The 26,811-nt window shown below is 63.2% G+C and carries 27 protein-coding genes and 1 riboswitch; of the genes, 26 read left to right on the top strand and 1 reads right to left on the bottom strand.

Annotation, left to right across the window (positions count from 1 at the left end):
* Positions 1-3: 3 nt before the first annotated feature.
* From C7438_RS05135 to C7438_RS05025, 23 genes are all read left to right on the top strand, one after another.
* On the top strand, positions 4-468 hold the full coding sequence (locus tag C7438_RS05135; RefSeq protein WP_121444278.1) for a hypothetical protein: 465 nt from the start codon (positions 4-6) through the stop codon (positions 466-468).
* A gap of 7 nt (positions 469-475) precedes the next feature.
* Positions 476-841 (top strand): hypothetical protein, encoded by a 366-nt coding sequence (locus C7438_RS05130; RefSeq protein ID WP_121444277.1) that lies wholly within the window; start codon positions 476-478, stop codon positions 839-841.
* Positions 842-904: 63 nt separating this feature from the next.
* Positions 905-1,894: a tryptophan--tRNA ligase gene (gene trpS, locus C7438_RS05125; RefSeq protein ID WP_121444333.1), complete on the top strand. Its 990-nt coding sequence runs from the start codon at positions 905-907 to the stop codon at positions 1,892-1,894.
* 187 nt (positions 1,895-2,081) lie between these two features.
* On the top strand, positions 2,082-4,463 hold the full coding sequence (gene spoIIE, locus C7438_RS05120) for a stage II sporulation protein E (RefSeq protein WP_170143579.1): 2,382 nt from the start codon (positions 2,082-2,084) through the stop codon (positions 4,461-4,463).
* 217 nt (positions 4,464-4,680) lie between these two features.
* Positions 4,681-6,108 (top strand): tRNA lysidine(34) synthetase TilS, encoded by a 1,428-nt coding sequence (tilS, locus tag C7438_RS05115; protein ID WP_170143578.1) that lies wholly within the window; start codon positions 4,681-4,683, stop codon positions 6,106-6,108.
* Positions 6,109-6,130: 22 nt separating this feature from the next.
* Positions 6,131-6,685 carry a hypoxanthine phosphoribosyltransferase gene (hpt, locus tag C7438_RS05110; protein ID WP_121444274.1) on the top strand — a complete coding sequence of 185 codons (555 nt, stop codon included), beginning with the start codon at positions 6,131-6,133 and terminating at the stop codon, positions 6,683-6,685.
* Between the two features lie 89 nt (positions 6,686-6,774).
* Positions 6,775-8,703 carry an ATP-dependent zinc metalloprotease FtsH gene (ftsH, locus tag C7438_RS05105; RefSeq protein WP_121444273.1) on the top strand — a complete coding sequence of 643 codons (1,929 nt, stop codon included), beginning with the start codon at positions 6,775-6,777 and terminating at the stop codon, positions 8,701-8,703.
* A gap of 66 nt (positions 8,704-8,769) precedes the next feature.
* Positions 8,770-9,549, top strand: coding sequence for a type III pantothenate kinase (locus C7438_RS05100; protein WP_245956499.1), 780 nt, complete (start codon positions 8,770-8,772; stop codon positions 9,547-9,549).
* Positions 9,550-9,559: 10 nt separating this feature from the next.
* Complete coding sequence (folP, locus tag C7438_RS05095) at positions 9,560-10,783, top strand: dihydropteroate synthase (protein ID WP_147401996.1); 1,224 nt, start codon at positions 9,560-9,562, stop codon at positions 10,781-10,783.
* Positions 10,765-11,286 (top strand): dihydroneopterin aldolase, encoded by a 522-nt coding sequence (gene folB / locus C7438_RS05090; protein WP_211322077.1) that lies wholly within the window; start codon positions 10,765-10,767, stop codon positions 11,284-11,286. The genes folP and folB overlap by 19 nt, the downstream gene beginning before the upstream one ends.
* Before the next feature lie 70 nt (positions 11,287-11,356).
* Positions 11,357-11,899, top strand: a complete 543-nt coding sequence (gene folK, locus C7438_RS05085) for a 2-amino-4-hydroxy-6-hydroxymethyldihydropteridine diphosphokinase (RefSeq protein ID WP_121444271.1) — start codon at positions 11,357-11,359, stop codon at positions 11,897-11,899.
* A 50-nt stretch (positions 11,900-11,949) separates the two neighbouring features.
* Positions 11,950-12,966: a tRNA dihydrouridine synthase DusB gene (dusB, locus tag C7438_RS05080; RefSeq protein ID WP_121444270.1), complete on the top strand. Its 1,017-nt coding sequence runs from the start codon at positions 11,950-11,952 to the stop codon at positions 12,964-12,966.
* A gap of 129 nt (positions 12,967-13,095) precedes the next feature.
* Positions 13,096-13,581, top strand: coding sequence for a transcription elongation factor GreA (gene greA / locus C7438_RS05075; RefSeq protein ID WP_121444269.1), 486 nt, complete (start codon positions 13,096-13,098; stop codon positions 13,579-13,581).
* Positions 13,582-13,621: 40 nt separating this feature from the next.
* A complete protein-coding gene (gene lysS / locus C7438_RS05070) occupies positions 13,622-15,136 on the top strand; it encodes a lysine--tRNA ligase (RefSeq protein ID WP_252393322.1) in 1,515 nt (504 codons plus the stop codon).
* Between the two features lie 14 nt (positions 15,137-15,150).
* Positions 15,151-15,702 carry a GNAT family N-acetyltransferase gene (locus C7438_RS05065; RefSeq protein ID WP_121444268.1) on the top strand — a complete coding sequence of 184 codons (552 nt, stop codon included), beginning with the start codon at positions 15,151-15,153 and terminating at the stop codon, positions 15,700-15,702.
* A gap of 79 nt (positions 15,703-15,781) precedes the next feature.
* Complete coding sequence (locus C7438_RS05060) at positions 15,782-16,384, top strand: rhomboid family intramembrane serine protease (protein ID WP_121444267.1); 603 nt, start codon at positions 15,782-15,784, stop codon at positions 16,382-16,384.
* Between the two features lie 45 nt (positions 16,385-16,429).
* The gene (locus C7438_RS05055) at positions 16,430-17,104 is read left to right on the top strand and encodes an HAD family hydrolase (RefSeq protein ID WP_121444266.1); all 675 of its coding nucleotides are present in this window, start codon (positions 16,430-16,432) and stop codon (positions 17,102-17,104) included.
* 214 nt (positions 17,105-17,318) lie between these two features.
* Positions 17,319-17,816: a CtsR family transcriptional regulator gene (locus tag C7438_RS05050; RefSeq protein ID WP_121444265.1), complete on the top strand. Its 498-nt coding sequence runs from the start codon at positions 17,319-17,321 to the stop codon at positions 17,814-17,816.
* Positions 17,806-18,381, top strand: a complete 576-nt coding sequence (locus tag C7438_RS05045) for a UvrB/UvrC motif-containing protein (protein WP_121444264.1) — start codon at positions 17,806-17,808, stop codon at positions 18,379-18,381. The genes C7438_RS05050 and C7438_RS05045 overlap by 11 nt, the downstream gene beginning before the upstream one ends.
* A gap of 14 nt (positions 18,382-18,395) precedes the next feature.
* Positions 18,396-19,499, top strand: coding sequence for a protein arginine kinase (locus tag C7438_RS05040; protein WP_121444263.1), 1,104 nt, complete (start codon positions 18,396-18,398; stop codon positions 19,497-19,499).
* Positions 19,500-19,657: 158 nt separating this feature from the next.
* Positions 19,658-22,093 carry an ATP-dependent Clp protease ATP-binding subunit gene (locus tag C7438_RS05035; RefSeq protein WP_121444262.1) on the top strand — a complete coding sequence of 812 codons (2,436 nt, stop codon included), beginning with the start codon at positions 19,658-19,660 and terminating at the stop codon, positions 22,091-22,093.
* A 165-nt stretch (positions 22,094-22,258) separates the two neighbouring features.
* A riboswitch (cyclic di-GMP riboswitch) is annotated at positions 22,259-22,356 on the top strand.
* A gap of 141 nt (positions 22,357-22,497) precedes the next feature.
* Positions 22,498-23,037, top strand: coding sequence for a hypothetical protein (locus C7438_RS05030; protein WP_147401995.1), 540 nt, complete (start codon positions 22,498-22,500; stop codon positions 23,035-23,037).
* 154 nt (positions 23,038-23,191) lie between these two features.
* Positions 23,192-24,301 (top strand): LacI family DNA-binding transcriptional regulator, encoded by a 1,110-nt coding sequence (locus tag C7438_RS05025; protein WP_121444260.1) that lies wholly within the window; start codon positions 23,192-23,194, stop codon positions 24,299-24,301.
* 18 nt (positions 24,302-24,319) lie between these two features.
* Here the strand turns inward: C7438_RS05025 and purU are convergent, their stop codons facing one another.
* A complete protein-coding gene (gene purU / locus C7438_RS05020; protein WP_121444259.1) occupies positions 24,320-25,180 on the bottom strand; it encodes a formyltetrahydrofolate deformylase in 861 nt (286 codons plus the stop codon).
* 249 nt (positions 25,181-25,429) lie between these two features.
* Here purU and C7438_RS05015 point away from each other — a divergent pair, with 249 nt between their 5' ends.
* Genes C7438_RS05015 through C7438_RS05005 form a run of 3 tightly spaced genes read left to right on the top strand, consistent with a single transcriptional unit; the run spans position 25,430 to position 26,630 of the window.
* Positions 25,430-25,729 (top strand): hypothetical protein, encoded by a 300-nt coding sequence (locus C7438_RS05015; protein ID WP_121444258.1) that lies wholly within the window; start codon positions 25,430-25,432, stop codon positions 25,727-25,729.
* Positions 25,730-25,780: 51 nt separating this feature from the next.
* Positions 25,781-26,176: a hypothetical protein gene (locus C7438_RS05010; protein ID WP_121444257.1), complete on the top strand. Its 396-nt coding sequence runs from the start codon at positions 25,781-25,783 to the stop codon at positions 26,174-26,176.
* A 58-nt stretch (positions 26,177-26,234) separates the two neighbouring features.
* Positions 26,235-26,630 carry a hypothetical protein gene (locus C7438_RS05005; protein WP_121444256.1) on the top strand — a complete coding sequence of 132 codons (396 nt, stop codon included), beginning with the start codon at positions 26,235-26,237 and terminating at the stop codon, positions 26,628-26,630.
* Positions 26,631-26,811: the final 181 nt, after the last annotated feature.

The raw sequence follows: 26,811 nt of genomic DNA, 5'->3' as shown, positions 1-26,811 counted from the left end.
GACATGCCCGAGATCGCTGCGCTTGGTTTTGCTGCGCTTCTCGGTGCCCTGTTGGCGTTCCTCCACGCCCTGTACCTCGCGTCCGTGTCTGCGCGCCATCGGAGCATTGCCTTTCACGTCGGCGAAGGGCTCCTCTTTGCGTTTTGGGCGGTTGCCTTTACGGCGTTTGCCCAGGTAGGTACGGGTGGGAAGCACCTCCCGGACTTGCTCTTGGGAGCGCTTGCCGGCGCAGCCGTATACCGCTTCTTCGTTCCTCCCGTGCCCCCGCGCGTCCCGCGCGCCATTTGGCGAATCGTTCGAAGCACGTGTTTTCCCCTCCTCCTCGTCGTGCGGGGGGCGAGGGCCTTCGTGCAGATTTTCCGGAAGTTCGTCGTCTTTCTCCTCCGTCCGCTGCGGCCCTTGGAAATCGGTTTTTGGAACGCTACACTTTGGATACGGGCGTTTGTCAGGCGTAAGGAAAGGGAGTGAAGACGTCGTGTCCGGAGGGCGGGGGAACAGTCCGGAAGAAATTCGCAAGCGCCGGCTCCGCTTGGCGCGTTTCCTGCTCGCCGTCTTCCTTCTGAGCCTCGTCCCCCAATTCGTACGGCAGGAACGGCTAATCCACGCCCGCCAGGCGGAGCGCGACCGCCTCGCCCAGGCGTATGCCTCTTTGTCCGAAGAGCGCGCGCGCCTCTTATGGGAGAAGTCGCGCCTCGAAGACCCGGAGGTCGCAGGGGCGTTGGCGCGCCGCTTCTTTCTCGTGGGAAGGCCGGGGGAGATCCTCTTCGACTGGGACCCTCTGTCCCCTTCGGCCCCCGCGTTGGAAGTCCCCACTCCCTCCTCTCGGAAGTCTTCTCGCTGACGCCCGCTTGCGGCAAAGGAGGTGGATTTCCGGTACGCCCTGCGGCGCGCCGGAAAAGCGAACATGATTGTGTTTTCGGGCGTCCAGCCGACCGGTACTCTCACCTTGGGAAACTACTTCGGGGCGATCCGTCACTTCGTCGCCCTCCAAGACGTCGCAAAAGAGGCGTACTACAGCATCGTAGACCTCCACGCCGTCACCGTTCCCCACGACCCTTCAGCCCTCGCCGCGCAAACCCGGAACGTCGCGCGTTACTACGTGGCGAGCGGCCTGGATCCCCGGAAGTCCGTGCTTTTCGTCCAGTCGCACGTACCCGCGCATGCGGAGCTCGCGTGGATTCTCACCTGCGTCGTCCGCTTCGGGGAACTCATGCGAATGACGCAGTTCAAGGAAAAAAGCGAGGGAAGGGACACGGTTTCCGCGGGACTTTTCACCTACCCCGCCCTCATGGCCGCGGACATCCTTCTGTACCAAACCACGCACGTCCCGGTGGGCGAGGACCAAAAGCAGCACCTTGAACTCACCCGCGACCTCGCGGAGCGGTTTAACCGCGATTTCGGCCCGACCTTTGTCGTACCGGAGGCGCTCATCCCCCCTGTCGGAGCACGCATCATGTCCCTCGACGACCCGACGAAAAAAATGTCCAAATCGAACCCCAACGATGCGAGCCGAATCAACTTGAGCGATCCCCCGGAGGTGATTCGCCGCAAGATTCGGCGTGCGACCACGGATTCGGGGCAGGAAATTCGCTACGATCCGGAACAAAAGCCCGGGATCTCCAACCTCCTCGTCCTCATGAGCCTTTCTACGGGGATACCCATACCCGAACTCGAGTCGCGCTACGCGGGGGCGAGCTACAAAACCTTCAAAGAAGACGTAGCCGAGGCGATCGTCTCCGTCGTCGAACCGCTGCGCGACCGCGCGCTCGAACTTTTGGACAGCGAAGTCGACCGCCTGCTGGCGGAGGGGGCAGAGCGGGCGGAGGCCAAGGCCCGTGTGACCCTGGCCCTCGCCCGGGAACGGATGGGATTTCTCCCGCGCCGAAACGGCTAAAGGGCCGACCTGGCGGAGATCGCCCGGCGCAAGCGAAGGCGCTGCCGCTTCCCGAATGAAAACGAGCTGCGAAGCCTTGAGAAGGACCGTGTCGGGAAAAACATCGTTTCCCTTGACGGACTTCAACACGCTTTCCTCCCTCCGCCCCCTATACTGGGGGACAAGCTGCGAGAGGGAGGGTTTCGGCATGCGCACGCTCGTGGAGGCGACGGCGCTCCCCCGCGCCCAGCGCCTGTTTCGCGCGCTCCCCTGGCGTTCGGCACTCCTCTTCGCGACGTCCTTTTTCCTCGGGCGGGCAACCTTGCTCGGGGAGCTATATCCCTTTCCGTTTGCCTTCTTTGCCGTGGTCTTTCACGCCCTGCGCGAGCGTTGGCCGCTCGCCTTTTTTGCGCTCAGCTTGGGGGCGCTTTTGTCCTCTCTCCCCCATGCGGCTTCCTTTGCCGCCTTCCTCCCTGTGTTTTTCCTCGCGTATCACGGATTGGCCGCGTCCATCCGGAGCACACCTACCTACCTTGGCCTCGCCGTCGCCGGAGCGGTCGTCCTAGCGGACGGAGCGGTTCGCGCCTTCGTCTCGCACTCCTTTGCCGAAGCGTGGCCGTTTGCCTTTTTAAACGGCCTTCTCGCCTTCGCCCTCGTGTTCATCTTTTTGCAGGCGTTGCCGCTCCTCGTCCACCGGAGTTTCGGCTTTGCGGTCAGCCACGAGGAGCTCGTTGCCTTCCTCATCGTCCTCGGCTCTCTCCTTACGGGCATGCTCGGAGTAGAAGTTGGCGGGATTTCCCTTGGGTACGTCGCAAGCCGCGGCTTTCTCCTCCTCCTTGCGCACGTGGGCGGAGCCACGATCGGCGCCACCACCGGGGTTCTCCTCGGACTCGTCATGGGCCTCGGCGATCTCGCCTACCTCGATCAACTCAGCCTCCTCGCGTTTTCCGGCCTTCTCGGCGGTCTCCTCCGTCCCGTCGGGAAGGCGGGAACGAGCCTGGGGTTTTTCCTCGGGGCGGCCCTCTTCACCCTTTTCCGGGATACCCCAGACGTGCTCTGGTCCTCGACGATCGCTTCCCTTTGGGCCGTAGGGCTCTTCTGGCTCGTTCCCGAAGCGGCGGAGCGAAGCGTCGCCCGCCTCGTACCGGGGAGCCCTTCGTACCTCGAAGAAGAAGAACGGCGTTTTCGGGAGGTGCGCGCCGCCGCGGCGGAACGGGTTCGCCGATTTGCCGATCTCTTTGCGCGGATCGGTATTCGGCTCGGCGAAGGGCGTCCGGCGGATGCCGAGGAGCGGAAGACAGAAGCCCTCGTGGGTGCCGTCGCGCGGCGCGTGTGCCATACGTGCTTTCGCCGGGAGATCTGCTGGAAGAAGGAGTTCGAAGAGACCTATCGCTTCTTCGCCTCGTTCGTCCGCAACCCCGCCGACGAAGAGCTCCTGCGCTCGTGGCGCATCCGCTGTCCTCACGTGGACGAGCTGCGTCGCGCCCTAGAAGAGGCGCGGGAAGAGGAACGCCTCAAGGAGGAGACGGAGCGCCGCTTTCTCGAGGTGCGCCTACGGGCCGCGGAATACCTTAGCGGGCTTTCCCTTGTCCTCGGCGGGTTTGCCGGGGAGCTCGATCGCGAACCGCGCCCCCTCCGTCGGCGCGCGGAGGAACTCGCCCGCGCCCTCGAACGCGAAGGGTACCCCGTGCATTCGCTCGAACTCCTTCGCCACGAACCGGGTCGCGTGGAGGTCCGCGTCGCCCTCTTGGGCGAGGTTTCTCCCGGGCTTACCGCCACGCTCTCGCGTCTTCTCGGAGAACCCCTCGCCCTTGCCAAAGGAGGGCTCGAGGTGAAGGGCAGCGGGCTCCTCGTAGCTCGCTTTCTCTCGACGAAACGCTATCACGTCGAAGTGGGCGTCGTTCAGGCAGCAGCCGGAGGCGGGGTGTTGAGCGGGGACAGCACGTTGGCCGTGGAACTTTCCCCGCAACTCTACCTCGTGGGGTTAAGTGACGGCATGGGGAACGGAGAGCGAGCTCGCTTCGCGTCGCAAACGGCGGTCGACCTCCTGCGGGAGGCGCTCGCCGTGGGCGTCGCCGAAGACTTTGCCCTTCGCACCGTGAACACCGTCCTCGCCCTGCAGGCGGACGGCGAGCGCTTTGCCACCCTCGACTTCGCCCTCGTGGACTTGCGCACGGCAGAGGCGAAATTTCTCAAAGTCGCGGCTCCGCCGACCTTCATTCGCCGGGGAGACCGCGTCTTCACCCTAGAGGGAAGGAGCTTGCCCGTCGGGGTCTTTCCCGACGTCCACGTGGAGCCGCTTGTGCGCAAGCTCCTCCCCGGTGACCTCCTCGTGTTTTTGAGCGACGGGGTGTACGAGGCACGGCCTGAAGAGGACCGCGACGTGTGGTTTCGCCAGGTGATTTCGCGCATCGACGCCGAAGACCCCCACGTCGTCGCCGACCTCATCTTGGAAAAGGCCATCCGGTTTACGGGGCTCTCGCCCAAGGACGACATGACCGTCGTCGCGGCGCGCATCGAAGAGGTCCGCCTTCCCTGGGCTGTGTTCTCCCCACGGGAAGTACGCGACCATCTGGAAGGCGTATCGTGATCTTCCTCAATTATTGACGCGCGGGGAGCGCGAGCCCCGAGATTCGTGGAAGCGCAGGAGAAAAGGGGATATAATGCTCCCAGAGTGGCCCAGCCGCCCCCTTTACGCGGGTTTCCCATGGGGCGGGCACGGGTTTGTCGGTCCGTCTCCTCTTTGGAGCGGCCGAAAATCCGCGTCTTGCAGGCGGCTTACGGCGCGCGGAGGGGAGGAAGGGCTCGTGCCGCGGGAAGAACTCGGGGCACCGGAGGCCGTACCGGCGTGGTTGTGGGAAGAGCAGCTTCTCGCGCCGCATGAGACGGTCCTCCTCGCGGTCTCCGGCGGAGTAGACTCCATGACCCTCCTCCACCTGTTCCGCTTCCTCATGCCAATCCCCGTACGCCTCGTCTGCCTTCACGTCGACCATCGGCTTCGGGGTGCTGCCGCCGTAGAGGACGCGCGCTTCGTTCGCGCCGTCGCCGAAGCGTGGGGAGTTCCGTGTTTCGTGTACCCCCTTCCCTTTTTTCCCGCCGGCGGCAACGTCCAGGAAACCGCTCGCGCCCTACGCTACGGTCTCTTCGCGTACGTAGCCCGCGAGGTCCGGGCGACAGCCGTGCTCACCGCGCACAACTTCGACGACGTGGTGGAGACCTTTTTCCTGCGCCTTTTTCGAGGGGCAGGTCCTCGAGGTCTCGGGGGAATCCCGATCGTGCGTCCGTTGTCCGGTTCCCGCCTTCTTCGCCCCCTTCTCCCCGTCCGCAGACGCTCCATCGAAGCCTATGCCAGTCGCCACGGGGTGCCTTGGCGGGAAGACGTGTCGAACCGATCTCTGACGTATGCCCGAAACCGCATCCGCCATCTCTTCCTTCCTTTGGTGGAGGAGCTTGCGCCGTCGGCGGCGCACCACGTCGTCCGCCTTGCAAACGTACTCCGACAAGACGAAGCCTTTTTGGAGGGGGCGGCGCGGGAATTCCTTCGGAAGCACCTCTTCGCCTTCCCCAGCTTTCTTCTCGTTCGCCGGTCGGTGCTCGCAACCCTTCCCCTTCCCGTTTTGCGCCGGGCGGTCCGCCTGACCTGGTCGGAGCTCCGGGGGAGCCGTACGTCCCTCGCCTACGAAGACGTGTGTGCCACCTCGGAGGTTGTGCTGGGGAAGCGGCGTGCCGCGAGCCTTCCGGGAGGCGTAACGGTGGAGAGACAAGGCGAATACGTCCTGTGGGTGCGCGAAGGGGGGGCGGACGAATTCGCCACCGCGGTCGATTGGCCAGGGACCGCGCGGATTCCCCACCTCGGGTGTTCCGTTCGCATCCGGGATCCGGGCGAAGGCTCGGGGGTCGAAGATGAAAGGGAGGTAGCGTGCCGCGCGACCCTCTTTCTCACCCCCGATCTGCCCCTCGTTTTCCGATCGCGGCGCCCAGGCGATCGCCTCGAAACGCCGTGGGGTTCACGAGAGGTGCGCGAGCTTTTGCGGACGGCGGGAGTCCCTCCGCGCCTGCGAAGGGTTTGGCCTGTGGCCGAGCAAGGGGGTCGAATCGTGTGGGTGCCGGGGGCGTCCCCGGCGTCCAAGAAAATCGAAACGGGGAAAGAGGTCGTGGTCGAACTCGGATGGTGTACGTCGCCCTTTGTACGGCGATTTTGGCGGCACTTTTGCACACACAGGAACGGGAGGTGAAGGCCCGCCTACGGGCCTGTCCATGGAATCGCTCTTAGACGACATCCAGTCCGTTCTCTACTCGGCCGAAGACATCCGCCGTCGGGTAAAGGAACTCGGCGCAGAACTCTCTTCGTGGTATCGCGACGAGGTCCCCCTCGTCGTCGGCATCCTCAAGGGCGCTTCCTACTTTCTCGCCGACCTCACGCGCGAGATGCCCATACCTTTGGAAATCGACTACATGGTCGTTTCGAGTTACGGCACGTCGACGCGCTCTTCCGGCGTGGTTCGCATCCTCAAAGATCTGGACTACGACATTTCCGGTCGGCACGTCCTTCTCGTCGAGGACATTATCGATACGGGGCTCACCCTTCGCTACCTTGTGGACATCCTCGCGCGGCGAAACCCCAAAAGCCTGAAGATCGTCACCCTCCTCGACAAGCCGGCGCGCCGCAAAGTGGACCTCGTCCCCGACCTTGTGGGCTTTACCGCTCCGGACGAGTTTCTCGTCGGGTACGGCCTCGACTACGCGGAGCGGTACCGCAACCTCCCCTTTGTCGGGATTCTGAAATCCCGCGTGTACGCGGAACAGCGGTAGGCGCCCGCGCGGCGCTCCAGCGCTTTGCCTCATTCGGGGGGTATGCTAAAATAACTTGAACCCCGGGGGATCCTAGGAGGAGTGACCGTATGCCGCGGATCTTTCGCCATACCTTTTTTTATGTTCTCCTGGTTCTCATGATCATAGGGCTTGTCCAGCTCATCATCGGGCAAAGCCGGGTCACCGAGGAAATCCCCTACAGCAAGTTCCGCGAGTACCTCCTTCAAGATAAAGTCGAATCCATCCGGTTGTCCGTCGAGGGACAAAGCGCCCTGTACATCGAAGGCGATCTCAAGGATGCCGAGCAGGGGAAAAAGAAGTTCACCACCCGGGCTCCTCTGTTTGCCGCAGACCTCTACACGCTCATCGACCAAAAAATCGACGAGGGCAAGCTCAAGGTCTACCAAGAAAAGCCGCGGGAGACGGGGTACTGGGTCCAAGTCCTCGTTTCCTTTGTCCCCCTCCTTCTCATCCTCTTCCTCGTGTTTTTCATGATCAACCAGTCTCAAGGCGGCGGAGGGCGGATCATGAACTTCGGGCGTGCCCGCATCCGCCAGTACCAACCCGAAAAGCGCCGGGTGACCTTCGAGGACGTGGCCGGTGCCGACGAAGAAAAGCAAGAGCTTGCCGAAATCGTCGACTTCCTGAAGGACCCGCGCAAGTACACCGCGCTCGGCGCCCGCATTCCCAAAGGCGTGCTCCTCGTGGGTCCGCCGGGCACGGGGAAGACCCTCCTCGCCCGCGCCGTCGCCGGAGAGGCGGGTGTTCCCTTTTTCTCCATCAGCGGATCGGACTTCGTGGAGATGTTCGTAGGTGTCGGTGCGGCCCGCGTCCGCGACCTCTTCGAGACGGCAAAGAAAAACGCCCCGTGCATCGTCTTCATCGACGAGATCGATGCTGTAGGGCGCATGCGTGGCGCCGGGCTCGGCGGCGGACACGACGAACGGGAACAGACGCTCAACCAGCTCCTCGTGGAGATGGACGGGTTTGAACCCAACGAAGGGATCATCGTGATGTCGGCGACGAACCGTCCCGACATCCTCGACCCCGCCCTCCTCCGTCCCGGCCGTTTCGACCGCCAGATCACGGTTCATCGGCCCGACGTCAAGGCTCGGGAAGAGATCCTCAAGGTGCACGCGCGGAACAAGCCCCTTGCCGACGACGTGGATTTGAAGACGATCGCCCGCCGGACTCCCGGTTTCACCGGCGCCGACCTCGAAAACATCCTGAACGAGGCGGCCCTCCTCGCGGCGCGTCGGGGGGCGCGGAGGATCACGATGCAGGACGTGGACGAGGCGATCGACCGCGTGATCGCGGGACCGGCCAAGACGAGCCGGGTGATCAGCGAGCGGGAAAAGCGCTACATCGCCTACCACGAGGCAGGGCACGTCATCGCCGCCTACTACGCCTCGCCGGAAGACATCGTCCACAAGGTGACCATCGTCCCCCGAGGGCAGGCGGGAGGGTACGCCGTGCCCTTGCCGAAGGAAGACGTCTTCATCCCCACGAAGAGCTACCTCGAGGCGCGTCTCCTCGTGCTCCTCGCCGGGCGCGTTGCAGAAGAGATCGTCTTCGGCGACGTCTCCGTGGGCGCGCAGAACGACTTCGAGCGCGCGACGGAATTGGCGCGCAGCATGGTCATGGAGTACGGGATGAGCGAAAAGCTCGGACCCATCCAGTTTGGCCGTCGGCACGGCGAGGTGTTTCTCGGCCGCGACCTCGGTTTAGAGCCGAACTACTCCGACGCCATCGCGTACGAAATCGACCTCGAAATTCAACGGATCATCCGCGAGCAGTACGAACGCTGCAAGGAGCTCCTCACGACCCACCGCGACCAGCTCACGACGATCGCGGAAGCGCTTCTCAAGGTGGAGACCCTTTCCGGGGAAGAGATCAAGGCCCTTCTCGAACGCGGGCGCACGGAAGACGGGCGGATCGTGGTAGAGCGCACGGAAGACGGGGTGCGCGTCATCGTAGAGGGGGAGAACGGAACGGACGGAACCGGGAGCGGCGCGTAGGGTGGGCGTCTGGCGCGCGGGGCATGAAAGGCAAAGGCCCCGCCTTTGCGTTGGGAGGGGGAACGCGTGAGCATCTTCGCCTTCGACGTAGGCAATACGAACGTAACGGCCGGGCTTTTTGTCCGGGAGAAGCTCGTGCACGTCTTCCGCTTTGCGAGCGATGCGCGGCGGACGGCGGACGAATGGGTCGTCCTCTTCACCCACGCCCTCGCGCGCGTCGGACACCTCACGGAAGAGGTCGAAGGGGTCGTTTTGGGGAGCGTCGTCCCCCCCCTTACGTCCTCCCTGCGCGAGGCGGCTCGGGTGCTGTTCGATGTCGATCCGCTCATTCTCGGTCCCGGGGTGCGTACAGGGATCCCCATCCGCATCGACAACCCACGCGAACTCGGGGCCGACCGACTGGCCAACGCCGTGGGCGCGCGCGAGCGCTACGGTGCCCCCGCCATCGTCGTGGATTTTGGCACGGCAACCACCTTCGACGTAATCGGCGCGGACGGTGCCTACGAGGGTGGGGTGATCGCCCCCGGCGTCGAGATCGGGATGGAGGCCCTCTTTGCGCGTACGGCGAAACTTCCCAAGGTCGCCTTGGAACCCCCTCCGAGCCCTCTGGGGAAGAACACCGTGGACGCCCTTCAGGCGGGTCTCTTCTACGGAACGCTCGGCCAGGTGGAAGGGATCTTGCGGAACCTCAAGGCACTCCTACCGAGTTCGACGCGGGTCATCGCTACGGGTGGGTTGGGCGAACCCTTCGCCCGCGCTTCTCGAGAAATCGACCTCTACGATCCGGAACTCACCCTGTACGGCCTTTGGACGGTATACCGCAAAAACCGAATGCACGACGGTTGAGGTGGGGCAGATGGCCAAGCACTTTTCGCGCGTCCGCCGCCTCCCGCCCCTCCCTCCGGAGCGTCTGCGCGCCTACCTCCGGGCCACGGGGGCTGACGCTTCGGGCGTCGCCCTCATGGCTCCCAAGGGAGAGGTCGTCCTCTTCTGGATCGAAGGGCTTTCCCTCAAGGCGGCCAATCTCTTAAAGCAGGAGGCGCTTGCCGCCGGGGGAGACCTTGCCGTGCACCGCGGGGTAGCTGCGCTACGCGTCGAAACCACGGATGCCCTTCTCCTCCTTCCGCGCAAGCGCCTCACGCCGTTTCTTCGCAAGTTGAGGGCCCAACCCTTCGGGCTTGCGGAACTCGCGCACTTGCTCGCAGAGGGCGTGCGTGTGCCGGGCCGGCGGGAAATCCCCCTTCCGCACGGGATGCCGCCTCTCGTCGTAGGCGAACGCCCCCTCCTCATGGGAATCCTCAACGTCACCCCGGATTCCTTTTCCGACGGCGGGCGTTACTTTTCCCCGGAAAGCGCCTTACGGCGGGCGTGGGAGATCGCCGAAGAAGGGGCCGACCTCCTGGACATCGGGGCGGAGTCTACGCGTCCTGGATCTGCGCCGGTCGACCCCGAAGAACAGTGGCGGAGGCTCGAACCCGTCCTTTGCGCCCTCCGGGACTACCCCCTGCCCATTTCCGTAGACACGCGTTCTGCCGCGGTCGCCGAACGCGCCCTCTCCTGCGGGGCACACGTGATCAACGACGTCTCCGCCTTGGCCGACGATCCGGCGATGCTCCCCCTCGTCGTCCGCAGCAGGGTACCCGTGGTGCTCATGCACCGGCTGGATTTTTCCGAAGAGGAACGGCGGAAGGCCCCCCTCACCATGCGGGAGGTCATCGCCGACCTCGCGGCGGTCGTCGAGCGCCTCCTCGAGGCGGGCGGAAGGCGAGAGCAAGTCATCGTCGATCCCGGTTTCGGGTTCGGCAAGACGACCGCCGACAACCTCGTGCTCCTCCGCGACCTCGAGGAACTCGTCGCCTGGGGGTATCCCGTACTCGTAGGCGCGAGCCGCAAGCGCTTTTTGGGAGCCGTTACGGGCGCCCCGGTGGAAGAACGTCTGGAGGCGAGCCTTGCCGCCGCCGTCCTCGCCGCCGCCCGAGGTACACACATCCTCCGCGTCCACGACGTGGCGGCGACGCGTCGCGCACTTCAGGTTGTGGCGGCAACGGCACACCCGGAAGCGTGGCTCACGTCGAGGTGATCGAGATGGACGGTCGTCTGGATCGGTTCTCGGGCCCGGGGGAAGGCGACGCCATCCTCCTTCGCGGCCTCCTCTTTTACGCCCACCACGGCGTGCGTTCCGAAGAGCGGGTGCTCGGCCAACGGTTTCGCGTGGACGTTGAACTCTTTCTCTCCCTGCGCGAGGCCGGAAAGAGCGATCGCCTGCGGGACACCCTGGATTACGGCGAGGTGTACGCGGTGATCGCCGAAGTCGTGGAGCGCACGCAGGCACGCCTGCTCGAAAAGATCGCCGACACCATCGCCCTTTCCGTCCTTCGCCGATTCCCGAAGGTGGAGGGGCTTGTCGTCGTGTTGGAGAAGTTGAGTCCGCCGATCCCGGGGGCGATGGAATCTGTAGGGGTGCGTATCGTCCGCACGCGTCAAGACTTCGCCTCTGAGCTTGCGGATTCCGCCGCGTCCGCGCTTCCGGTGGCCCCTTCTGGCGACGAAATAGTTCCTTCCGAACCGTTGGGGCGGTCATAGGCGGTATCCGCGGGGAAGGGTTAGTCGGCCCCGCGTTGTCGGGACGTCGGCGTGAAAGGTGGGGACGGCGATGGCGCATCTGTGGATTGCGCTCGGTTCCAACCTCGGCGTGCGGATTCGGAACCTTGCCTACGCCGTGAACGCCTTACGGGAGGAGTTTGTTCTCCTTGGGATTTCTTCCGTGTACGAGACGGAGCCTTGGGGCGTGGAAGGCCCGCAGCCCCCGTACCTCAACGCCGTCCTTCACGCGGACGCCGGGGATCTAGCCCCGGAAGAAGTGCTCGAGCGTCTCGAGCGGATCGAAGGCGCACTCGGACGCGATCCCGCGGAAAAGGGGAAGTTCCTCCCCAGGCCTCTCGACGCCGACCTCCTCCTCTACGGCGACGTCGTCTGGCGTTCTTCTCGTCTCGTCCTCCCCCATCCGCGGATGTGGGAGCGTCCTTTCGTCCTTCGTCCCCTCCTCGACGTGTCGCCCGATGTTCGGGATCCGCTCTCGGGGGAGACGGCATTGTCGTTTTGGGAGAGGCTGCGCGAGGTCGACCGAGGCGGGATTCGCCGGTGGTTTTCCGCGGAGGACCTCCTCCGCTTGGCCGACCTTCTTCGCGGAAATTGACCTCTGCCGTTCGCCCCCGCGTACGCGCTTCGCGCTCGGGAGGGATTTCCATGGCTTGGAAGCTGGCGCACCTCACGCTGGATACCCCCGTAGTTCTCGCTCCCATGGCGGGTGTAACGAACGTCGCCTTTCGCGTGCTCGCCCGTCGCCTCGGTGCCTCCCTCATTTACACGGAGATGGTTTCCGCCGACGGGATCGTTCGGCGAAACCCGCAGACGCGGCAGTTTCTCGTCCTCGACCCCGCCGAGCATCCGGTCGCCCTGCAGATCTTCGGAAACGACATCTCCGTTCTTGCCGAGGCGGCGCGCATCGTAGAGGCGGAGACGGACGCCGACATCATAGACGTCAACCTCGGATGTCCTGCGCCCAAGGTCGTGAAGAACTTCGCGGGTGCCGCGTGGCTCCGTGAGCCGCGGCGCGTGGAGGCGCTCTTTCGCGCCTTGACCGATGCCGTGCGCCTTCCCGTCACGGCAAAGATCCGTTTGGGGTGGGACGAACGCTCCATCACCGCCGTGGAGGTGGCCCTTGCCGTAGAGGCGGGGGGCGGCGCGGCGGTGGCCGTGCACGCGCGCACGCGGGCGCAAGGGTATTCCGGAAATGTCGATTGGAGTTGGATTCGCCGCGTTCGCGCGGCGGTGAGCATTCCGGTAATCGGAAACGGGGACGTCCGATCCCCCGAAGACGCAAAGCGGATGCTCGAGGAGACGGGAGCGGATGCCGTGATGATCGGGCGCGCGGCTCTGGGGAACCCGTGGATCCTCCACCGCACGGTGCACTACCTTCAGACCGGCGAACTTCTTCCGGAACCGACCGCGGAAGAGCGAATCGCCCTCGCCCGCGAACATCTCGCGCGCCTCGTCGCGCTCAAAGGGGAGGCCCAAGCCGTACGCGAGATGCGGCGTCACCTCGCCTGGTACCTGAAGGGTTTGCCGCAGGCCGCCCGTCTTCGGGAAGAAGCGGTTCGCGTACAAAGCCTCGCCGAGGTCGAGGCGTTATTCGCCCGCGTTCGCGAAACGTCCCTTTCGCATGCGGAAACCCGCGCCTTTTCGGATAGGTCGGTCGGGTAGGGCACGCCGTTGACAACGAGGGTTCCCGTGGCTACAATGGGCGGTAACGCCGACGCACACACAGAGGTCCGCAGGACCCCCCTGTCTAGTGCGCGCCTTTCGCGGGCAGGGGGAAAGGGGGAATGCAGCTTGGCGGACAAGGAATTCTTCCTCACGCCGGAAGGGTACCGCAAGCTCGAAGAGGAACTCGAGTTCCTTAAAAACGTAAAGCGCAAGGAAATAGCGGAAAAAATTAAAATTGCCATCAGTTATGGAGATCTCAGCGAGAATTCGGAATACGAAGAAGCCAAGAACGAGCAGGCCTTCATCGAGGGCCGCATTCTCGAACTCGAAAAGATGCTGCGAAACGCGCGGATTATCGAAAATGGGGGAGACTTTAACGTAATTCACGTGGGAAGCACGGTTCTCGTTCGCGACCTCGAGTTCGACGAAGTGCTCGAGTTTACGATCGTGGGTTCCGCCGAGGCCGATCCGTCGGAGCATCGGATTTCCAATGAGTCGCCCGTTGGGCGGGCCCTCCTCGGACGCCGTCCGGGGGAGATCGTGGAAGTGAGCGCGCCCGCCGGCGTAATCCGCTACGAAATTCTGGAGATCAAGCGGGACGGCGCCGCGTAAAATCTTCGCGGCCAAGCGCGATGGAGGAGGACGGCAGGGCGTGAGCGAAGAGAGGGTGACCGGCGTCACGCCGGAAGAAGAGCTGCGGGCGATCCGCCTGCGGAAGCTTGCCGCGTTGCGGGAGATGGGAATCGATCCCTTCGGTGCGCGCTACCCGCGTACGGCCCTCGCGGCGGACCTTCACGCAGCCTACGACGGGTTGTCCGGCGAAGAACTCGAGCGGTACGGGAAGCGCGTCCGCGTCGCCGGCCGTCTCATCTCGAAGCGCGTCATGGGGCGGGCGTCCTTTGGCCATCTTCAGGACATGAGCGGGCAAATTCAGATTTACGTCCGGCAAGACGACGTAGGCGAAAGGCTCTATGCCCTCTTTCGCGACGGCGACGTGGGCGACTTCTGGGGCGTCGAAGGCCCCGTGATGAAGACCAAGACCGGCGAGACTACGGTGCGCGCCGAGTCGCTAACGTTTCTCACCAAGTCCTTGCGCCCGTTGCCGGAAAAGTACCACGGCCTCAAGGACGTGGAGACGCGCTACCGAAAGCGGTACCTCGACCTCATCGTAAACCGCGACGTCTTCGACGTCTTCGTCGCCCGCACGAAGATCCTGCGGGCGATCCGCCGTTTTTTGGACGAACGCGGGTTTCTCGAGGTGGAGACCCCGACGCTGCAGAGTCTGGCGGGGGGTGCCGCGGCGCGGCCGTTTGTCACGTACCACAACGCCTTGGACATGCAGATGTATCTGCGCATCGCCATCGAACTCTACCTCAAACGCCTTATCGTCGGCGGCGTAGAAAAGGTATACGAGATCGGCCGCGTCTACCGGAACGAAGGGCTCTCCACGAAGCACAACCCCGAGTTTACGATGCTCGAGCTTTACGAGGCGTACGCAGACATGGAGGACATGATGCGCCTCACGGAGGATCTCTTCGCCTTCGTGGCGAAAGAGGTCCTCGGAACGACGCGCATCCGCTACGGAGAGTGGGAGATTGACCTCACGCCTCCGTTTCGCCATGCGCGCATGACGGATCTCATCCGCGAGGTTACGGGAGTGGACTTCACCCGCCCGATGGACGAAGCGGAGGCCCGACGCCTTGCGCAAGAGCACGGGGTCGTCCTCCAACCCTTCCACACCTTCGGACACGTGGTAAACGAGTTCTTCGAGCAAAAGGTCGAAGACCGACTCATTCAGCCCACGTTCGTCATCGGACACCCCTTGGCCGTGTCCCCGCTGGCCAAGACCGATCCCGCCGACCCACGCTTCACCCTCCGCTTCGAACTCTACGTGGCTGGCCGAGAGCACGCAAACGCCTTTTCCGAGCTCAATGACCCCTTAGAGCAACGGGAGCGGTTCCTCGCACAGCTCGAGGAACGCCGTCGCGGGAACGTGGAGGCCCACGCGCTGGACGAGGACTTTTTGGAGGCGCTCGAATACGGAATGCCGCCCACCGGGGGTCTGGGCATCGGCATCGACCGACTCGTGATGCTCCTCACGAACCAACCTTCGATTCGCGACGTGATCTTCTTTCCCCACATGCGCCCGCGTTCCGAGGGGGAGTAGAGAAGGGGCCTTCCATGGAGTGGATCGTGGACGAGCACGTACTCCTTCGCCCCATACGCTGGTACGACGCCGAAGAGCTGTACGTCGTTTTGGACGCCCATCGTGCCTCGTTGGCCCTCTTTCTTCCTTGGGTGCGCACGACGACGCTGCGCGACGTGTACGCCATGATAGAGGCCGCTCTGCGCCAAGAGGAACGCGGCGAGGGGTATCAGACGGTGATCTTGTACGACCGGCGGATCGTCGGCTTTCTCGGCATGCAGCGGATCGATTGGACGCACCGCAACACGTCGTTGGGCTACTGGCTAGCCCCTCCCTTTCAAGGACGCGGGATCATGACGCGTGCGGTGGGGGTGCTTGTGGACTACGCCTTTCGTCACATGCGCCTTCATCGAATCGAAATCCGTGCAGCCGTGGAAAACACGCGCAGCCGACGCGTCGCCGAACGCCTGGGATTTCGCGAGGAGGGCGTACTTCGGGAAGTGGAGTGGCTGGGGGATCGGTACGTGGACCACGTCGTGTACGGCCTCCTGGAGGGCGAGTGGTCGTCGAGGATCGATCGCGTATGAGCCGCGGGATTGCACACGGTTTCCGCCTCGGCTTCGCCATAGCGGCGCAGTGAGGTGGGGAAAGAGAGGGTAGACGCCCGTGATCTTTTTGCGTACGGAATCTCCGGAGAGATTCGTTCGGGCCTATCCGCTGACGACGGCGCTTTTGGCCCTCATCCTCGGGGTATACGTGGTGTCGCGCCTGCTCATCCCCCTCGGGCTCGAGGGTCCTCTGTATGCTTGGGGCGCCTTCGACCTTTCGCGCTTCGTCCACAGGCAATTTTGGCGTCCCATAACGGCCGTCTTCCTCCATGCGGATTTCCTCCACGTGCTCTTCAACGCCTTTTACCTCTACCTCCTTTCCCCGCCCATCGAAGCTCGCGTGGGGAAGGCGGGCTACCTCCTCTTCCTCCTCACTGCGGACGCCTCGACGACCCTTTTTCTCCTCGTCACCTCTTCGCCTCCCGTCATCGGCGCATCGGGAATCGTGTACGGCTTTCTCGGTCTCTACCTCTACTACATCTGGAAGCGGGCGATGTGGATCGACGCTGCTTCACGGCAGGTGGTTCTCTTTCTCCTCCTTTTCGGCCTCGTGCAGAGCTTTATCCCCGGGATCAGCTTTTTCGGCCACGTCGGCGGCTTTTTGGGCGGCTTCTTTTTCGGTGCTTTGTACCACGGGGGAAAGTACTACCCCTTTTCCTAGGTACGAGGATGCGGCGCCCTCGCGTCGCGAAGGGGAGGACAAAACGTGGAGGGATTGCGCTACGTCGTCTTTGACATGGACGGGACCCTTTTCGACGCCTGGAGCGTCGCCTTTCCCGCCTTCGTCCACACCTTCCAAGCCCTGCGGGAGCGCGGCGTGAACGTCGACCTTCCGTCGGAAGGAGAGCTACGCCGGACGCTCGGGATGACCTACCGAAAGATGTGGAGCACCCTTCTCGGGTTCGACGATCCGGAGCTCGCCCTCTGGGCCGACCGGACGATGCGCGGCAAAGAACTCGAACTTCTGAAGGCGGGCGAAGGGAGGCTCTACCCCGGAGTCGTAGAGGGGATCTCCGAACTTGCGGCTTCGGGATTGACGCTCTTCATCGCTTCGAACGGAGAGGCGAACTACCTAAGCGCGATCCTGGAGCGTTTTTCCCTCCGGCCGTATTTCGCCGGGGTGTACGACGCCTTTTCGTTTCGCGCCGCCCGGAAGGAGGAGCTCGTGGGCCGCATCGTGGACGAGTACGGGCTTTCGTCTTCCGGGGGAGCCATCGTAGGCGACCGCGTGAGCGACCTTGAGGCGGGCACCGCCCACAGCCTGTATCGCGTCGCGTGCACGTACGGATACGGGTCCCGGGAAGAACTCCGGGGTGCGGATGCGTACGCCCAAAGTTTTCCCGAAGCGGTCCGCATCCTCCTGGCGCGAAAAACGGTGTGACGGGGGGAGCGGCTTCTCCCGCATAAATTTCCGCTTAGGTGGTGGGGCGCCCCGAGCTTCGGGGCGCCCTTTTCTTGCCAAGAATAGAGGAGATGTGGTATACTTCAAACGTCAGGGATGGTCAGATTAGACTTCCTCCGCACTTTCGGAATTTCCCCGGTGCAAAGTTCCGGGTACGCTAGAGGTGTAAAGTGTCGAGGCGGAGGGGGTGGAGATGAGGGTGGCGTCGCTTGCCGATACCATCGAAGCGTACCTCAAGCGCCTCCTCGACGAAAGCCCGACCGGCACAGTCGTCGTCCGAAGGTCGGAACTTGCGGAGACCTTCCGCGTCGCCCCTTCCCAAATCAACTACGTGATTTCCACGCGCTTCACTCTAAACCACGGATACGTGGTCGAAAGCCGACGGGGGATGACGGGGTTTTTGCGCATCGCCCGCGTCGCCCTCCCCGAAACGTGGCGAGAATTCGTCGAACGCGTAGCGACGGAAGGTACGAAGTTCTCGTACCGCGAGGCGCGAGGACTCTTGGACTTTCTCGTGCAGGAAGGGGTTCTCTCGCAGGGCGAAGGGGAGCTCCTTGGCGCCCTCCTCGCTCCCGAGGTTCTCGGCGGCCGGGCAGAAGAGCGGGACCTCCTGCGCGGGAGGATCCTACGCCGCCTTTTGGAGGTTCTTTCCCTGCGTGCGGCGGAAAGGGGGAACGGGGATGCTCTGTGAGCGCTGCAAGAAACGCCCGGCGACGGTCCACATCACCAAGGTGGTCGGCGACCAGAAGGTGGAACTTCACCTGTGTGAAGAGTGCGCGCGGGAGCTTCGGGAGCTTGGAGAACTCCCCCCGCCCTTCCCGGAGGAGTTTAAGCCCTTCGTGGAGGGTTTGCAGCCGTTTTCTTCGACGTTTTTCCCGCTTCCGGAACTGCTGCAAAGCTTTTTCGGGTCGTTCGGAGGAAAGGAAGGTTCTCCGCGGGAACGCGACGACGACCTCCGTTGTCCGAAGTGCGGGATGACGTGGCGGGAATTCCGGGAAAAGGGGAAGTTCGGCTGCAGCGAATGCTACGAGGCCTTCCGTCCGCGGCTTGCGCCGCTCTTTCGCCGCATCCACGGGGCGAGTGAGCATCGGGGAAAATCGCCCGCCCGCGACCCTTCCTCTCACCTCAAAAAAAGGCTCGAAGAACTTCGCGCGGAGCTTCGGCGCAAGGTCGAAGAGGAGGCGTACGAGGAAGCGGCGCGCATTCGCGACGAAATTCGCGCCCTCGAAAACGAACTCGGCGGCCGAGCAGGCTAAAGGAGGCGGATGGCATGGCAGAAGAACGCGCGCGCTCCTTTGCCCCTCTGGACGGCGAGGTAGACCGATTCCTCCGCACCCCGCTCGGCGCCGCTCTTCGGGAAGAGGGGCCGGAAGGAGATGTGGCCGTCTCCAGCCGCGTGCGTCTCGCGCGGAACCTTCGGGAATTCCCCTTTCCGACGGCCATGCGGCCCCGCGACGCCCAGGCGGTACTCACCCGCGTGGAATCCGCCCTAGCGGCCTTTCCCGATGCGGCGCAATACGTGCGAATCCGCATGGGGGAGATCCCCCCCTTTGCCCGTGGGATTCTCGTGGAAAAGCACCTCATAAGCCCGCTTTTGGCGGAAAATCCCGCGGGAGCCGTGATCGTCCGCCAAGACGAGGCGGTAAGCCTCATGGTGAACGAAGAAGATCACCTCCGCCTTCAGACGTTTGCGGCAGGACTTGCCCTGCAGGAGGCCTACCGCGAGGCGGACCACGTGGACGACCTTTTGGCCGCACACCTCGACATCGCCTTCGATCCGCGGTACGGTTTTCTCACCGCCTGTCCAACCAACGTAGGGACGGGGATGCGGGCATCCGTGATGCTTCACCTTCCCGCCCTCGCGCTCACGCGCACCTTGGGTCAGGTCGTGGAGGCCGTACAAAAGGTCGGCCTCGTCGTGCGCGGGATTTACGGGGAAGGGACGGAGGCGGAGGGAAACCTCTACCAAGTGTCCAACCAGGTGACCCTGGGCTTGAGCGAAGGCGAGCTTTTGGAAAACCTCCTCGGCATCGCCCGTCAGGTCATCGAACAGGAGCGTCGTGCGCGGGACGTCCTTCTTCGCGAGGACCGCGTTGCCCTGGAAGACCGGATCTACCGGAGTTACGGGATCCTCACCTCCGCCAGGCGCATCAGCACGCGCGAGGCGATGGAGCGCATATCCGACGTCCTCCTCGGCGTACACCTCGGGCTCGTGCAAGGCATCCCCTCCCGCGCGCTGCGCGAACTTTGGGTGATGATCCGCCCCAATTTCCTGCAGTACACCTTCGGCGAAAGCTTGGGGCCTGCAGAACGAGACGAGCGACGGGCCGTGCTCATCCGCCGCCATCTCAAAGAAGCGATGGCCCGCGGTTAGGAGCGGGAATTTCTCCCGCCTCCGGCGAAAAGGATACGCAGAGGAGGCGGCCAGTGCTTTGCACGTCCTTCCCCGTTGTAAAGCATTTCCTCATCCTACCGTGTGGATCGGTTCGAGATCTGAAATGCCGCGTAGAAATTTTCCGGGAGGTGGATTCCATGATGTTTGGCCGGTTTACCGAGCGGGCGCAGCGCGTTCTCGCCCTTGCGCAAGATGAGGCCATCCGGCTGGGGCACTCGTCCATAGGCACGGAGCACATCCTCCTCGGGCTCATCCGCGAGGGGGAAGGAATCGCTGCCCGCGTGCTCAAAAGCATGGGGCTTTCCCTGGAACAAATCCGCGAAGAGGTGGAGGGACTCGTAGGCCGCGGAACGGAGCGACCGACGAGCACGACGTACACGCCGCGTGCGAAAAAGGTCATTGAGCTCGCCTTTGACGAGGCGCGGAAGCTCGGCCACACCTACGTAGGCACGGAGCACATCCTCCTCGGGCTCATCCGCGAAGGAGAAGGGGTAGCTGCCCGCGTCCTTGCGAACTTGGGCGTGAGCCTCACGAAGGCGCGCCAGCAGGTGCTTCAACTCCTCGGGACGACGGAATTCGCCCAGTCCTCCGGCCAACCCGCCCAAAAGGGCTCTTCTACGCCGACGTTGGACGCCCTCGCGCGCGACCTCACCGCCCTCGCCCGGGAAGGCGAGCTCGATCCGGTGATTGGGCGGGACAAGGAAATCGAGCGCGTAATTCAAATCCTCTCTCGTCGGACGAAAAACAACCCCGTGCTCATCGGAGAACCCGGGGTGGGGAAGACGGCCATCGTGGAAGGGCTTGCCCAACGCATCGTCGCCGGCGAGGTCCCGGAAATCCTCCGCGACAAGCGCGTGATGAACCTGGATATGGCGACCGTCGTAGCCGGTACGAAGTACCGCGGCGAGTTTGAGGATCGGCTGAAGAAGATCCTCGACGAAATCCGGCAGGCGGGGAACGTGATTCTCTTCATCGACGAGTTGCACACGCTCATTGGAGCCGGGGGAGCCGAGGGGGCGATCGATGCGTCGAACATCCTGAAGCCCGCCCTGGCCCGTGGAGAAATCCAGGTCATCGGCGCGACGACCTTGGACGAGTACCGGAAGTACATCGAAAAGGACCCGGCCCTTGAACGTCGCTTTACGCCGATCCTCGTAGACGAGCCTTCCCCCGAGGACACGATCGAAATTCTCAAGGGTCTGCGCGATCGGTACGAAGCGCACCACCGCGTTAAGATCACGGACGAGGCGATCGAGGCGGCGGTGAAACTCTCGCACCGGTACATTACCGACCGTTTTCTCCCGGATAAGGCGATCGACCTCATCGACGAGGCGGCAAGCCGCGTGCGTCTCGATTCCTACATGGTTCCCCCGCAGATCAAGAAGCTCGAGCAGGAACTCGAGGAGATCCGCAAGGAAAAGGACGCGGCGGTGCAGAGCCAGGAATTCGAAAAGGCGGCCGCCCTTCGGGATCGCGAGCAGAAGATCAAAGAAAAGCTCGAGCGGGAGCGGGCCGCCTGGCGCGAGAAGCAAGGGCGGACGGATGCCGAGGTGACCGCCGAGCACATCGCCCAGATCGTCTCCAGCTGGACGGGGATCCCCGTGCGGCAGCTGCAGGAGGACGAACGGGAACGCCTCCTCCGCCTCGAAGAAGTCCTTCACCGCCGCGTGATCGGGCAGGACGAGGCGGTCGAGGCGGTGGCGCGGGCGATCCGCCGTGCATTTGCGGGGCTTAAGGACCCCAAGCGCCCCATCGGTTCGTTCATCTTCCTCGGACCCACGGGCGTAGGGAAGACCGAACTCGCCCGTGCGTTGGCCGAAGCCCTCTTCGGAGACGAAGACGCCCTCATTCGGGTGGACATGTCCGAGTACATGGAGCGGCACACGACGTCCCGCCTCATTGGCGCACCTCCGGGCTATGTCGGATACGAAGAAGGCGGACAGTTGACCGAGCGCGTGCGGCGGAAGCCGTACTCCGTAATCCTCCTCGACGAGATCGAAAAGGCGCACCCCGAAGTCTTCAACATCCTCCTTCAGGTCCTCGACGACGGGCGCCTTACAGACGGCAAGGGACGGACGGTGGACTTCAAGAACACCGTGATCATCATGACCTCCAACGTCGGCCAAGAACTCATCCAGCGCGGTACGCGCCTCGGCTTTACGGCCCAGCAGGACCGCATCGACTACGAGACGATGAAATCTCGGGTGCTCGAAGAGCTTCGGCGTACCTTCCGTCCCGAGTTCTTGAACCGCATCGACGAGATCATCGTCTTCCACCCGCTGGAGAAGGAGCACATCGAAGCGATCGTCCGTCGCCTTGCCGACGAGATCGCCGCCCGCGTAAAGGAGCAGGGAATCGAAGTGACGGTCACCGAGGACCTCATCCGGCACGTTGCCGAAGTGGGTTTCGATCCCCAGTACGGCGCCCGGCCCATTCGCCGCATGCTCCAACGCCTCGTAGAAGACCGCCTTTCGGAGGAACTCCTCAAGGGCACGATCCACGCGGGCGACCGCGTAGTGCTCGACATCAAGGACGGCGAAGTGGTGGTCATTCGAGAGGCGCCCGTAGGTTGAAATCGTCACGGCCACCGGGATCCTTTCCCGGTGGCCTTTTTTCGAACGAACGACGGGCGGGCAGGGGAGCCGCCCCCTTTCGAAAAGGCGGAAAACTCTTCGAGCTTTCGGGTTCCCCCTGTGGATTTTTCCGGAAAAGGACGATACACTGAAGGGGAAGAAGGCGACCGTTCAGGGCAAACGACGCGAAAGCGTCGGACGCAAAGCTACAGGGGCTACCGCGGAGGAAGAGTCTACCTCCGCCACGCCAGCCAGCTGCCGGTCTGCCGGGAAAGCGGTCGCCTCACACAAGTTTTGGGGTGAGGTGACAAGACATGCTTGGGAGACGCTCTGCGTTGGTGATTGGCGCGCTCGTTGTGCTCTTCTTTGCGGGTGCCACTTTTGCGTATGCGCACCCGGGAGGCATGTGGGGGAACCTGCAAAAGGCGTTGGGCATCGGGTCCCCTACGGACGTGAAGGGATCGGTTCTCGTCGCCCAAGACGTTCCTTCGAAGACAGAGAAAAAGACGGAAGCAAAAGAAGAGGTAGGGAACGACGAGTCTTCCCGGGAATCGTCGGAAGACCACGAAGAACTCGATCACCCGGACGAGAAATCCGTTCCTTCCGACGAGAAGGGGAAGGAAGAAGCGAAGCCGGGAAACGGAGAGGTACGCAAGTCGGAGAAGGGCCAAGAACAAAATTCCGTTTCCAAGCGGGCGCGGGCGCGAGAGCAAATTCGCGCGACGCACGAGGCGAAAATGCAGCGAATCCTCGATCGGGCGCGCGGCACCGCGGTGGAGGCAGAGATCCTCGCCCTTCCCTCTCTGAAGCTGCAAGAGCTCGAGGCGAAGCTTTCCACCCTCGAAGGATGGGGAACGTACTCTAAGGAAGAGGCGAAGATCCTGCGGGAGGCGATTCTCGAGGAACTCCAGTACCTTCACCGCCTGACGGAAGCTTCGTTGTAGCTTCGGCCGAGGGTGCGTGTCCTTCTAGCAAACTGTAGGCGGTGGTCCGCCCGCCGGGGAAAGGGTGGGCGGACCTCTTTTCCCATCTTTGGGGACGAAGGCGTTGCCTTTCGGTCGGGATTCGAGAACCGACATTTCGGGGAAGGTGTCGCTCATGGACGAAAAGGACCGGGAAAGCGCCCCACCTTCGGTGGGCTCGGCGGGTGTCTCAGAAGGGAGCGAAGGCTCGGTGGGGAACCGGTTTCCGTCCGAGGACGTCCCTTCTTCGGCGACGATTCGCGACGTGGCAGAACTTGCGGGGGTATCCGTCGCTTCCGTCTCTCGGTACCTCAACAAGAAGGGATACGTCGGGCAGGAAACGGCGGCGCGTATCGAGGCGGCCATTCAGGCCTTAAAGTTCGAACCCAACGTGGTTGCGAGGAATCTCGCCCGCGGGCGGAGCGGTATGATCGCGATTCTCGTCTCGGATCTCGAGAACCCCTTCTTCACGCTGCTCCTCAAGGCGGTGACGGAAGAAGCGGCGCGGGAAGGGTATGGGGTTTTGGTGTGGACCTGCGGGCAACGAAAAGGGCGAACGCTCGCCGATCTCGCCCGCCGGCGTTTCGTGGATGGCTTGATTGTTGCCGCCCACGGCATTTCTCAGGAGGAGCTCAGGGTTTTGGAAAGGCACGGAATCCCCATGGTGATGTTGGATCGCGCCCCGTCCTATTCGAAAAGCGTTGCTCTGCGCGTGCGCGATCGCCAAGGGGCCCGCAAGGCCGTCCGGCATTTGTGGGAGCAGGGATACCGAACGATCGCCCACGTAACGGGCCCCCTGGGATACGTTCCGGCTCGCGAACGTCTGGGAGGGTATATGGAAGGGCTCCTTGAGGTGGGGGCCGAGCACGGACCCATCTTCGTGGAATCGGATTTTACCTTTCGCGGCGGAATGGCTGCGGCTCGGCGCCTGTTTTTGGAACATCCGGAGGTCGACGCCGTCTTTGCTGCAAACGACCTCATGGCTTTGGGGATCCTCAAGTTTGCGGTACGCCAGGGGAGAAGGGTTCCCGAAGACGTGGGGATCGTAGGGTACGATGGGATTCCCTTGACGGAAATGTCCGAACCCGAGTTGAGCACGGTCGCCCAGCCCATCGAGCAACTCGGGCAGAAGGCCGTAACCGTCGTCCTGTCGCTTTTGGAAGATCCCAGACGGGAACCTCGAGAAGTGTGGTTTGACGTTACGCTCGTGGCCCGGAGTTCATCTCGCCGACGAGAGGATGCGTGAACCTGCACTGTCAGTGCGTCAGACGAAGACGATGGTCTTGTTTTCGTAGACGAGGATTCGGTCTTCTAGGTGCCACTTTACCGCCCGGGCGAGTACCGTACGTTCGATGTCTCTTCCGATTTGCTTAAAAGTAGCGAGGGAGGCGCGATGGGTTACGCGCGCTACGTCCTGCTCGATGATCGGTCCCTCGTCGAGGCCTTCGGTAACGTAATGGGCGGTCGCTCCGATGAGCTTGACGCCGCGGGCGTACGCCTGTTCGTAGGGATTTTTGCCTACAAAGGCGGGAAGAAAGGAATGGTGGATGTTGATGATGCGGTTCGGAAAGCGGCGGACGAAATCGGGGGAAAGGATCTGCATGTAGCGGGCAAGGACTAAGAGGTCCGGGCGGTACCCTTCGAGAAGTTCGAGGATGGTCTTTTCCGCTTCCTCCTTCTTTTCGCGGTCTACGGGTACGTGGTGGTAAGGAACGTCGTAGGCGGATACGGCATGGGCGAGGCGCGTGTGGTTGCTCACTACGGCGACGATGTCTCCGGGAAGTTCTCCGTTTCTCCAAAGGTGGAGGAGTTCGAGAAGGGCATGGTCGGCGAGGGAGGCGAAGACGACCACGCGCTTGCGCTGCGAGGCGAAGTGGAGTTGAAACTCGATGTCCCAGGATTCCGAGAGTTCGTGCAGCGATTCTTCGAGCTCCCCTCGCCTTTCTTCGAGCCCGGGGAGTAAGAACTCCACGCGCATGAACAACCTTCCGCCCCAAGGCGCCGTTGTGTACTGGTCGAGTTCGACGATGTTTGCCCCCAAGCGGTAGAGGGTACCTGAAACGTTGGCGACGATGCCCGGACGGTCGACGCAGGTGAGGAGGATGCGTGCCCGATCCGCTTCCACCTGGTTTCTCTCCTTCCCGCACACGGCGTTGGCTGTTCCGATCCAAGGGCGTCACGTGAAGTACCATACGGCATTGTGCGGGAGATGGGCAAGGGGGACTCGCAAAGGCGTTTCCCCTGCACGGCACCGAGATACGGAAAAAAGTTAACTTGAGGGAGAAAAAAATTCATAGGAATTCGTCTTGCTTCTCTTCCCCCTTGTCTGATAGCGTTATAGGCGCGGGTTGTCCTCCGGGAAGGGGGTGAGTCGATGCGGCGAGGTGCGGCACTCGCGACGCTCCTCCTTCTCGCGTTCCTTCCGGCAGGATGGGGCGCCCTGTGGTCCTGGATTTCCGAATTGAATTCCTGGTCCTTTGGCGACCTGAGCGGGTCGTCGAGCGTACGGGTGGATTGGAACGGCCAGAGCGTGGAGGTGGTGTCCCCGCTCACCGAAGTTTCGCCGGGGAGGTACGGCTCCTCTGCGTCCTTCGTAGGCGAGAAGAACGGGGTCACCATCCGCGCAGAATCCTCGACGCAGGTGTGGTTGCCCAAGCTGCCGGACGGAAAGTAGGACAAGCTCCGGGCGTTCGTACACAAACCTTAGGTGAGGAGGGATTCGGCCGTGAAAGTAGGGCAGAAGGGTCTCTTGGCGGCGGTTTTGTCCGTAGCCCTGCTCCTCCCCGTTGTCCCCGCGTTTGCGCAGGGGAACGCGTTGGGGGACCTTCTGACGGCGGTAGGTCAGCTCGTCGGCTCTACGGAGGTAAACGCGCAAGCGAAGGCGGCCATCCAGACGGGCGACGTCAGCGTGACGGCGGTTGCGGCGACGAAGGAGACGGCTGGCGGTCTCACGGGGGTCGTGACCTCCCTCATGGGCGGGAGCACTCAGGCGGGAGCGTACGCGACGTACGATCAGTATTCGGCTAAGGCGAGCGTGAACGCCGACTGGGGCCTCGCATCGACGACGCGGGCGCTTGGGGCGCTTCTTGCGGGGCTCGGCAGCGCGTTGGCCGGGAAGTAAGCCAAAGGAATTCGGAGCGGGAGTCTGACTACCTCAACAAGCGGGGGGAAGGGAAACGATGAAGGTACGCATGGGAGTCGTTGTGGCCGTATTGGCTCTCGTTCTCTTTGCCGGCGGCGGCCTGGCGTTTGCCCAGGGGAACGCCCTCGGCGACCTCCTCACGGCGGTAGGGCAATTGGTAGGTGACCACGACATCGGCGCCGTGAGCTACGTAGAGGCTACCACGCCGAACGCCGTTCTTACGGCGCAGGCGACCTACGGGAACAAGCAGACCGGCCTGAACGGCCTCGTAGGCGGCCTTTTGGGCGGGAGCTACAGCACTGCTGCGGAGATCAAGGGCCCCAACAACCTCTCCGCCGGTGCCTACACGAACGGAGACTACGGCCTTGCTTCCTCGGTCCGTGCCCTCTCCGCCGGTTTGGCGGGACTTTTGGGTGGGGTTCTCGGAAAGTAATCCGAGTGTTCCCGAGGAAGAACAAAAGGCGGGTAGCCTAAAGCTACCCGCCTTTTTCCTGGGAGGCAGAGCTTGAACCTTGGCGAGCCGTGTGCTAGAGTTCGTCGTAGGGCTGTCCTAGGAATATAAATCCGAAAGATGCGCCTCTAAAGTGGATGGCCCGTTTTCAAAATCTTACACC

This window comes from Brockia lithotrophica, assembly GCF_003633725.1.
In the GTDB taxonomy this organism is placed as follows: Bacteria; Bacillota; Bacilli; order Thermicanales; family DSM-22653; genus Brockia; species Brockia lithotrophica.
Note: the sequence above shows the minus strand (reverse complement) of the source record. Positions and strands in the feature narration are given on the sequence as shown.

Excerpts from the sequence above, each read along its gene's own strand:
- C7438_RS05050 (WP_121444265.1), top strand. The coding sequence starts at position 17,319 with ATGAGGGTGGCGTCGCTTGCCGATACCATCGAAGCGTACCTCAAGCGC.
- C7438_RS05015 (WP_121444258.1), top strand. The coding sequence starts at position 25,430 with ATGCGGCGAGGTGCGGCACTCGCGACGCTCCTCCTTCTCGCGTTCCTT.
- folK (WP_121444271.1), top strand. The coding sequence starts at position 11,357 with ATGGCGCATCTGTGGATTGCGCTCGGTTCCAACCTCGGCGTGCGGATT.
- trpS (WP_121444333.1), top strand. The coding sequence starts at position 905 with ATGATTGTGTTTTCGGGCGTCCAGCCGACCGGTACTCTCACCTTGGGA.
- C7438_RS05025 (WP_121444260.1), top strand. The coding sequence starts at position 23,192 with ATGGACGAAAAGGACCGGGAAAGCGCCCCACCTTCGGTGGGCTCGGCG.
- hpt (WP_121444274.1), top strand. The coding sequence starts at position 6,131 with ATGGAATCGCTCTTAGACGACATCCAGTCCGTTCTCTACTCGGCCGAA.
- C7438_RS05045 (WP_121444264.1), top strand. The coding sequence starts at position 17,806 with ATGCTCTGTGAGCGCTGCAAGAAACGCCCGGCGACGGTCCACATCACC.
- C7438_RS05135 (WP_121444278.1), top strand. The coding sequence starts at position 4 with ATGCCCGAGATCGCTGCGCTTGGTTTTGCTGCGCTTCTCGGTGCCCTG.
- C7438_RS05065 (WP_121444268.1), top strand. The coding sequence starts at position 15,151 with ATGGAGTGGATCGTGGACGAGCACGTACTCCTTCGCCCCATACGCTGG.
- C7438_RS05035 (WP_121444262.1), top strand. The coding sequence starts at position 19,658 with ATGATGTTTGGCCGGTTTACCGAGCGGGCGCAGCGCGTTCTCGCCCTT.
- C7438_RS05005 (WP_121444256.1), top strand. The coding sequence starts at position 26,235 with ATGAAGGTACGCATGGGAGTCGTTGTGGCCGTATTGGCTCTCGTTCTC.
- dusB (WP_121444270.1), top strand. The coding sequence starts at position 11,950 with ATGGCTTGGAAGCTGGCGCACCTCACGCTGGATACCCCCGTAGTTCTC.
- ftsH (WP_121444273.1), top strand. The coding sequence starts at position 6,775 with ATGCCGCGGATCTTTCGCCATACCTTTTTTTATGTTCTCCTGGTTCTC.
- spoIIE (WP_170143579.1), top strand. The coding sequence starts at position 2,082 with ATGCGCACGCTCGTGGAGGCGACGGCGCTCCCCCGCGCCCAGCGCCTG.
- C7438_RS05030 (WP_147401995.1), top strand. The coding sequence starts at position 22,498 with ATGTGGGGGAACCTGCAAAAGGCGTTGGGCATCGGGTCCCCTACGGAC.
- C7438_RS05040 (WP_121444263.1), top strand. The coding sequence starts at position 18,396 with ATGGCAGAAGAACGCGCGCGCTCCTTTGCCCCTCTGGACGGCGAGGTA.
- folP (WP_147401996.1), top strand. The coding sequence starts at position 9,560 with ATGGCCAAGCACTTTTCGCGCGTCCGCCGCCTCCCGCCCCTCCCTCCG.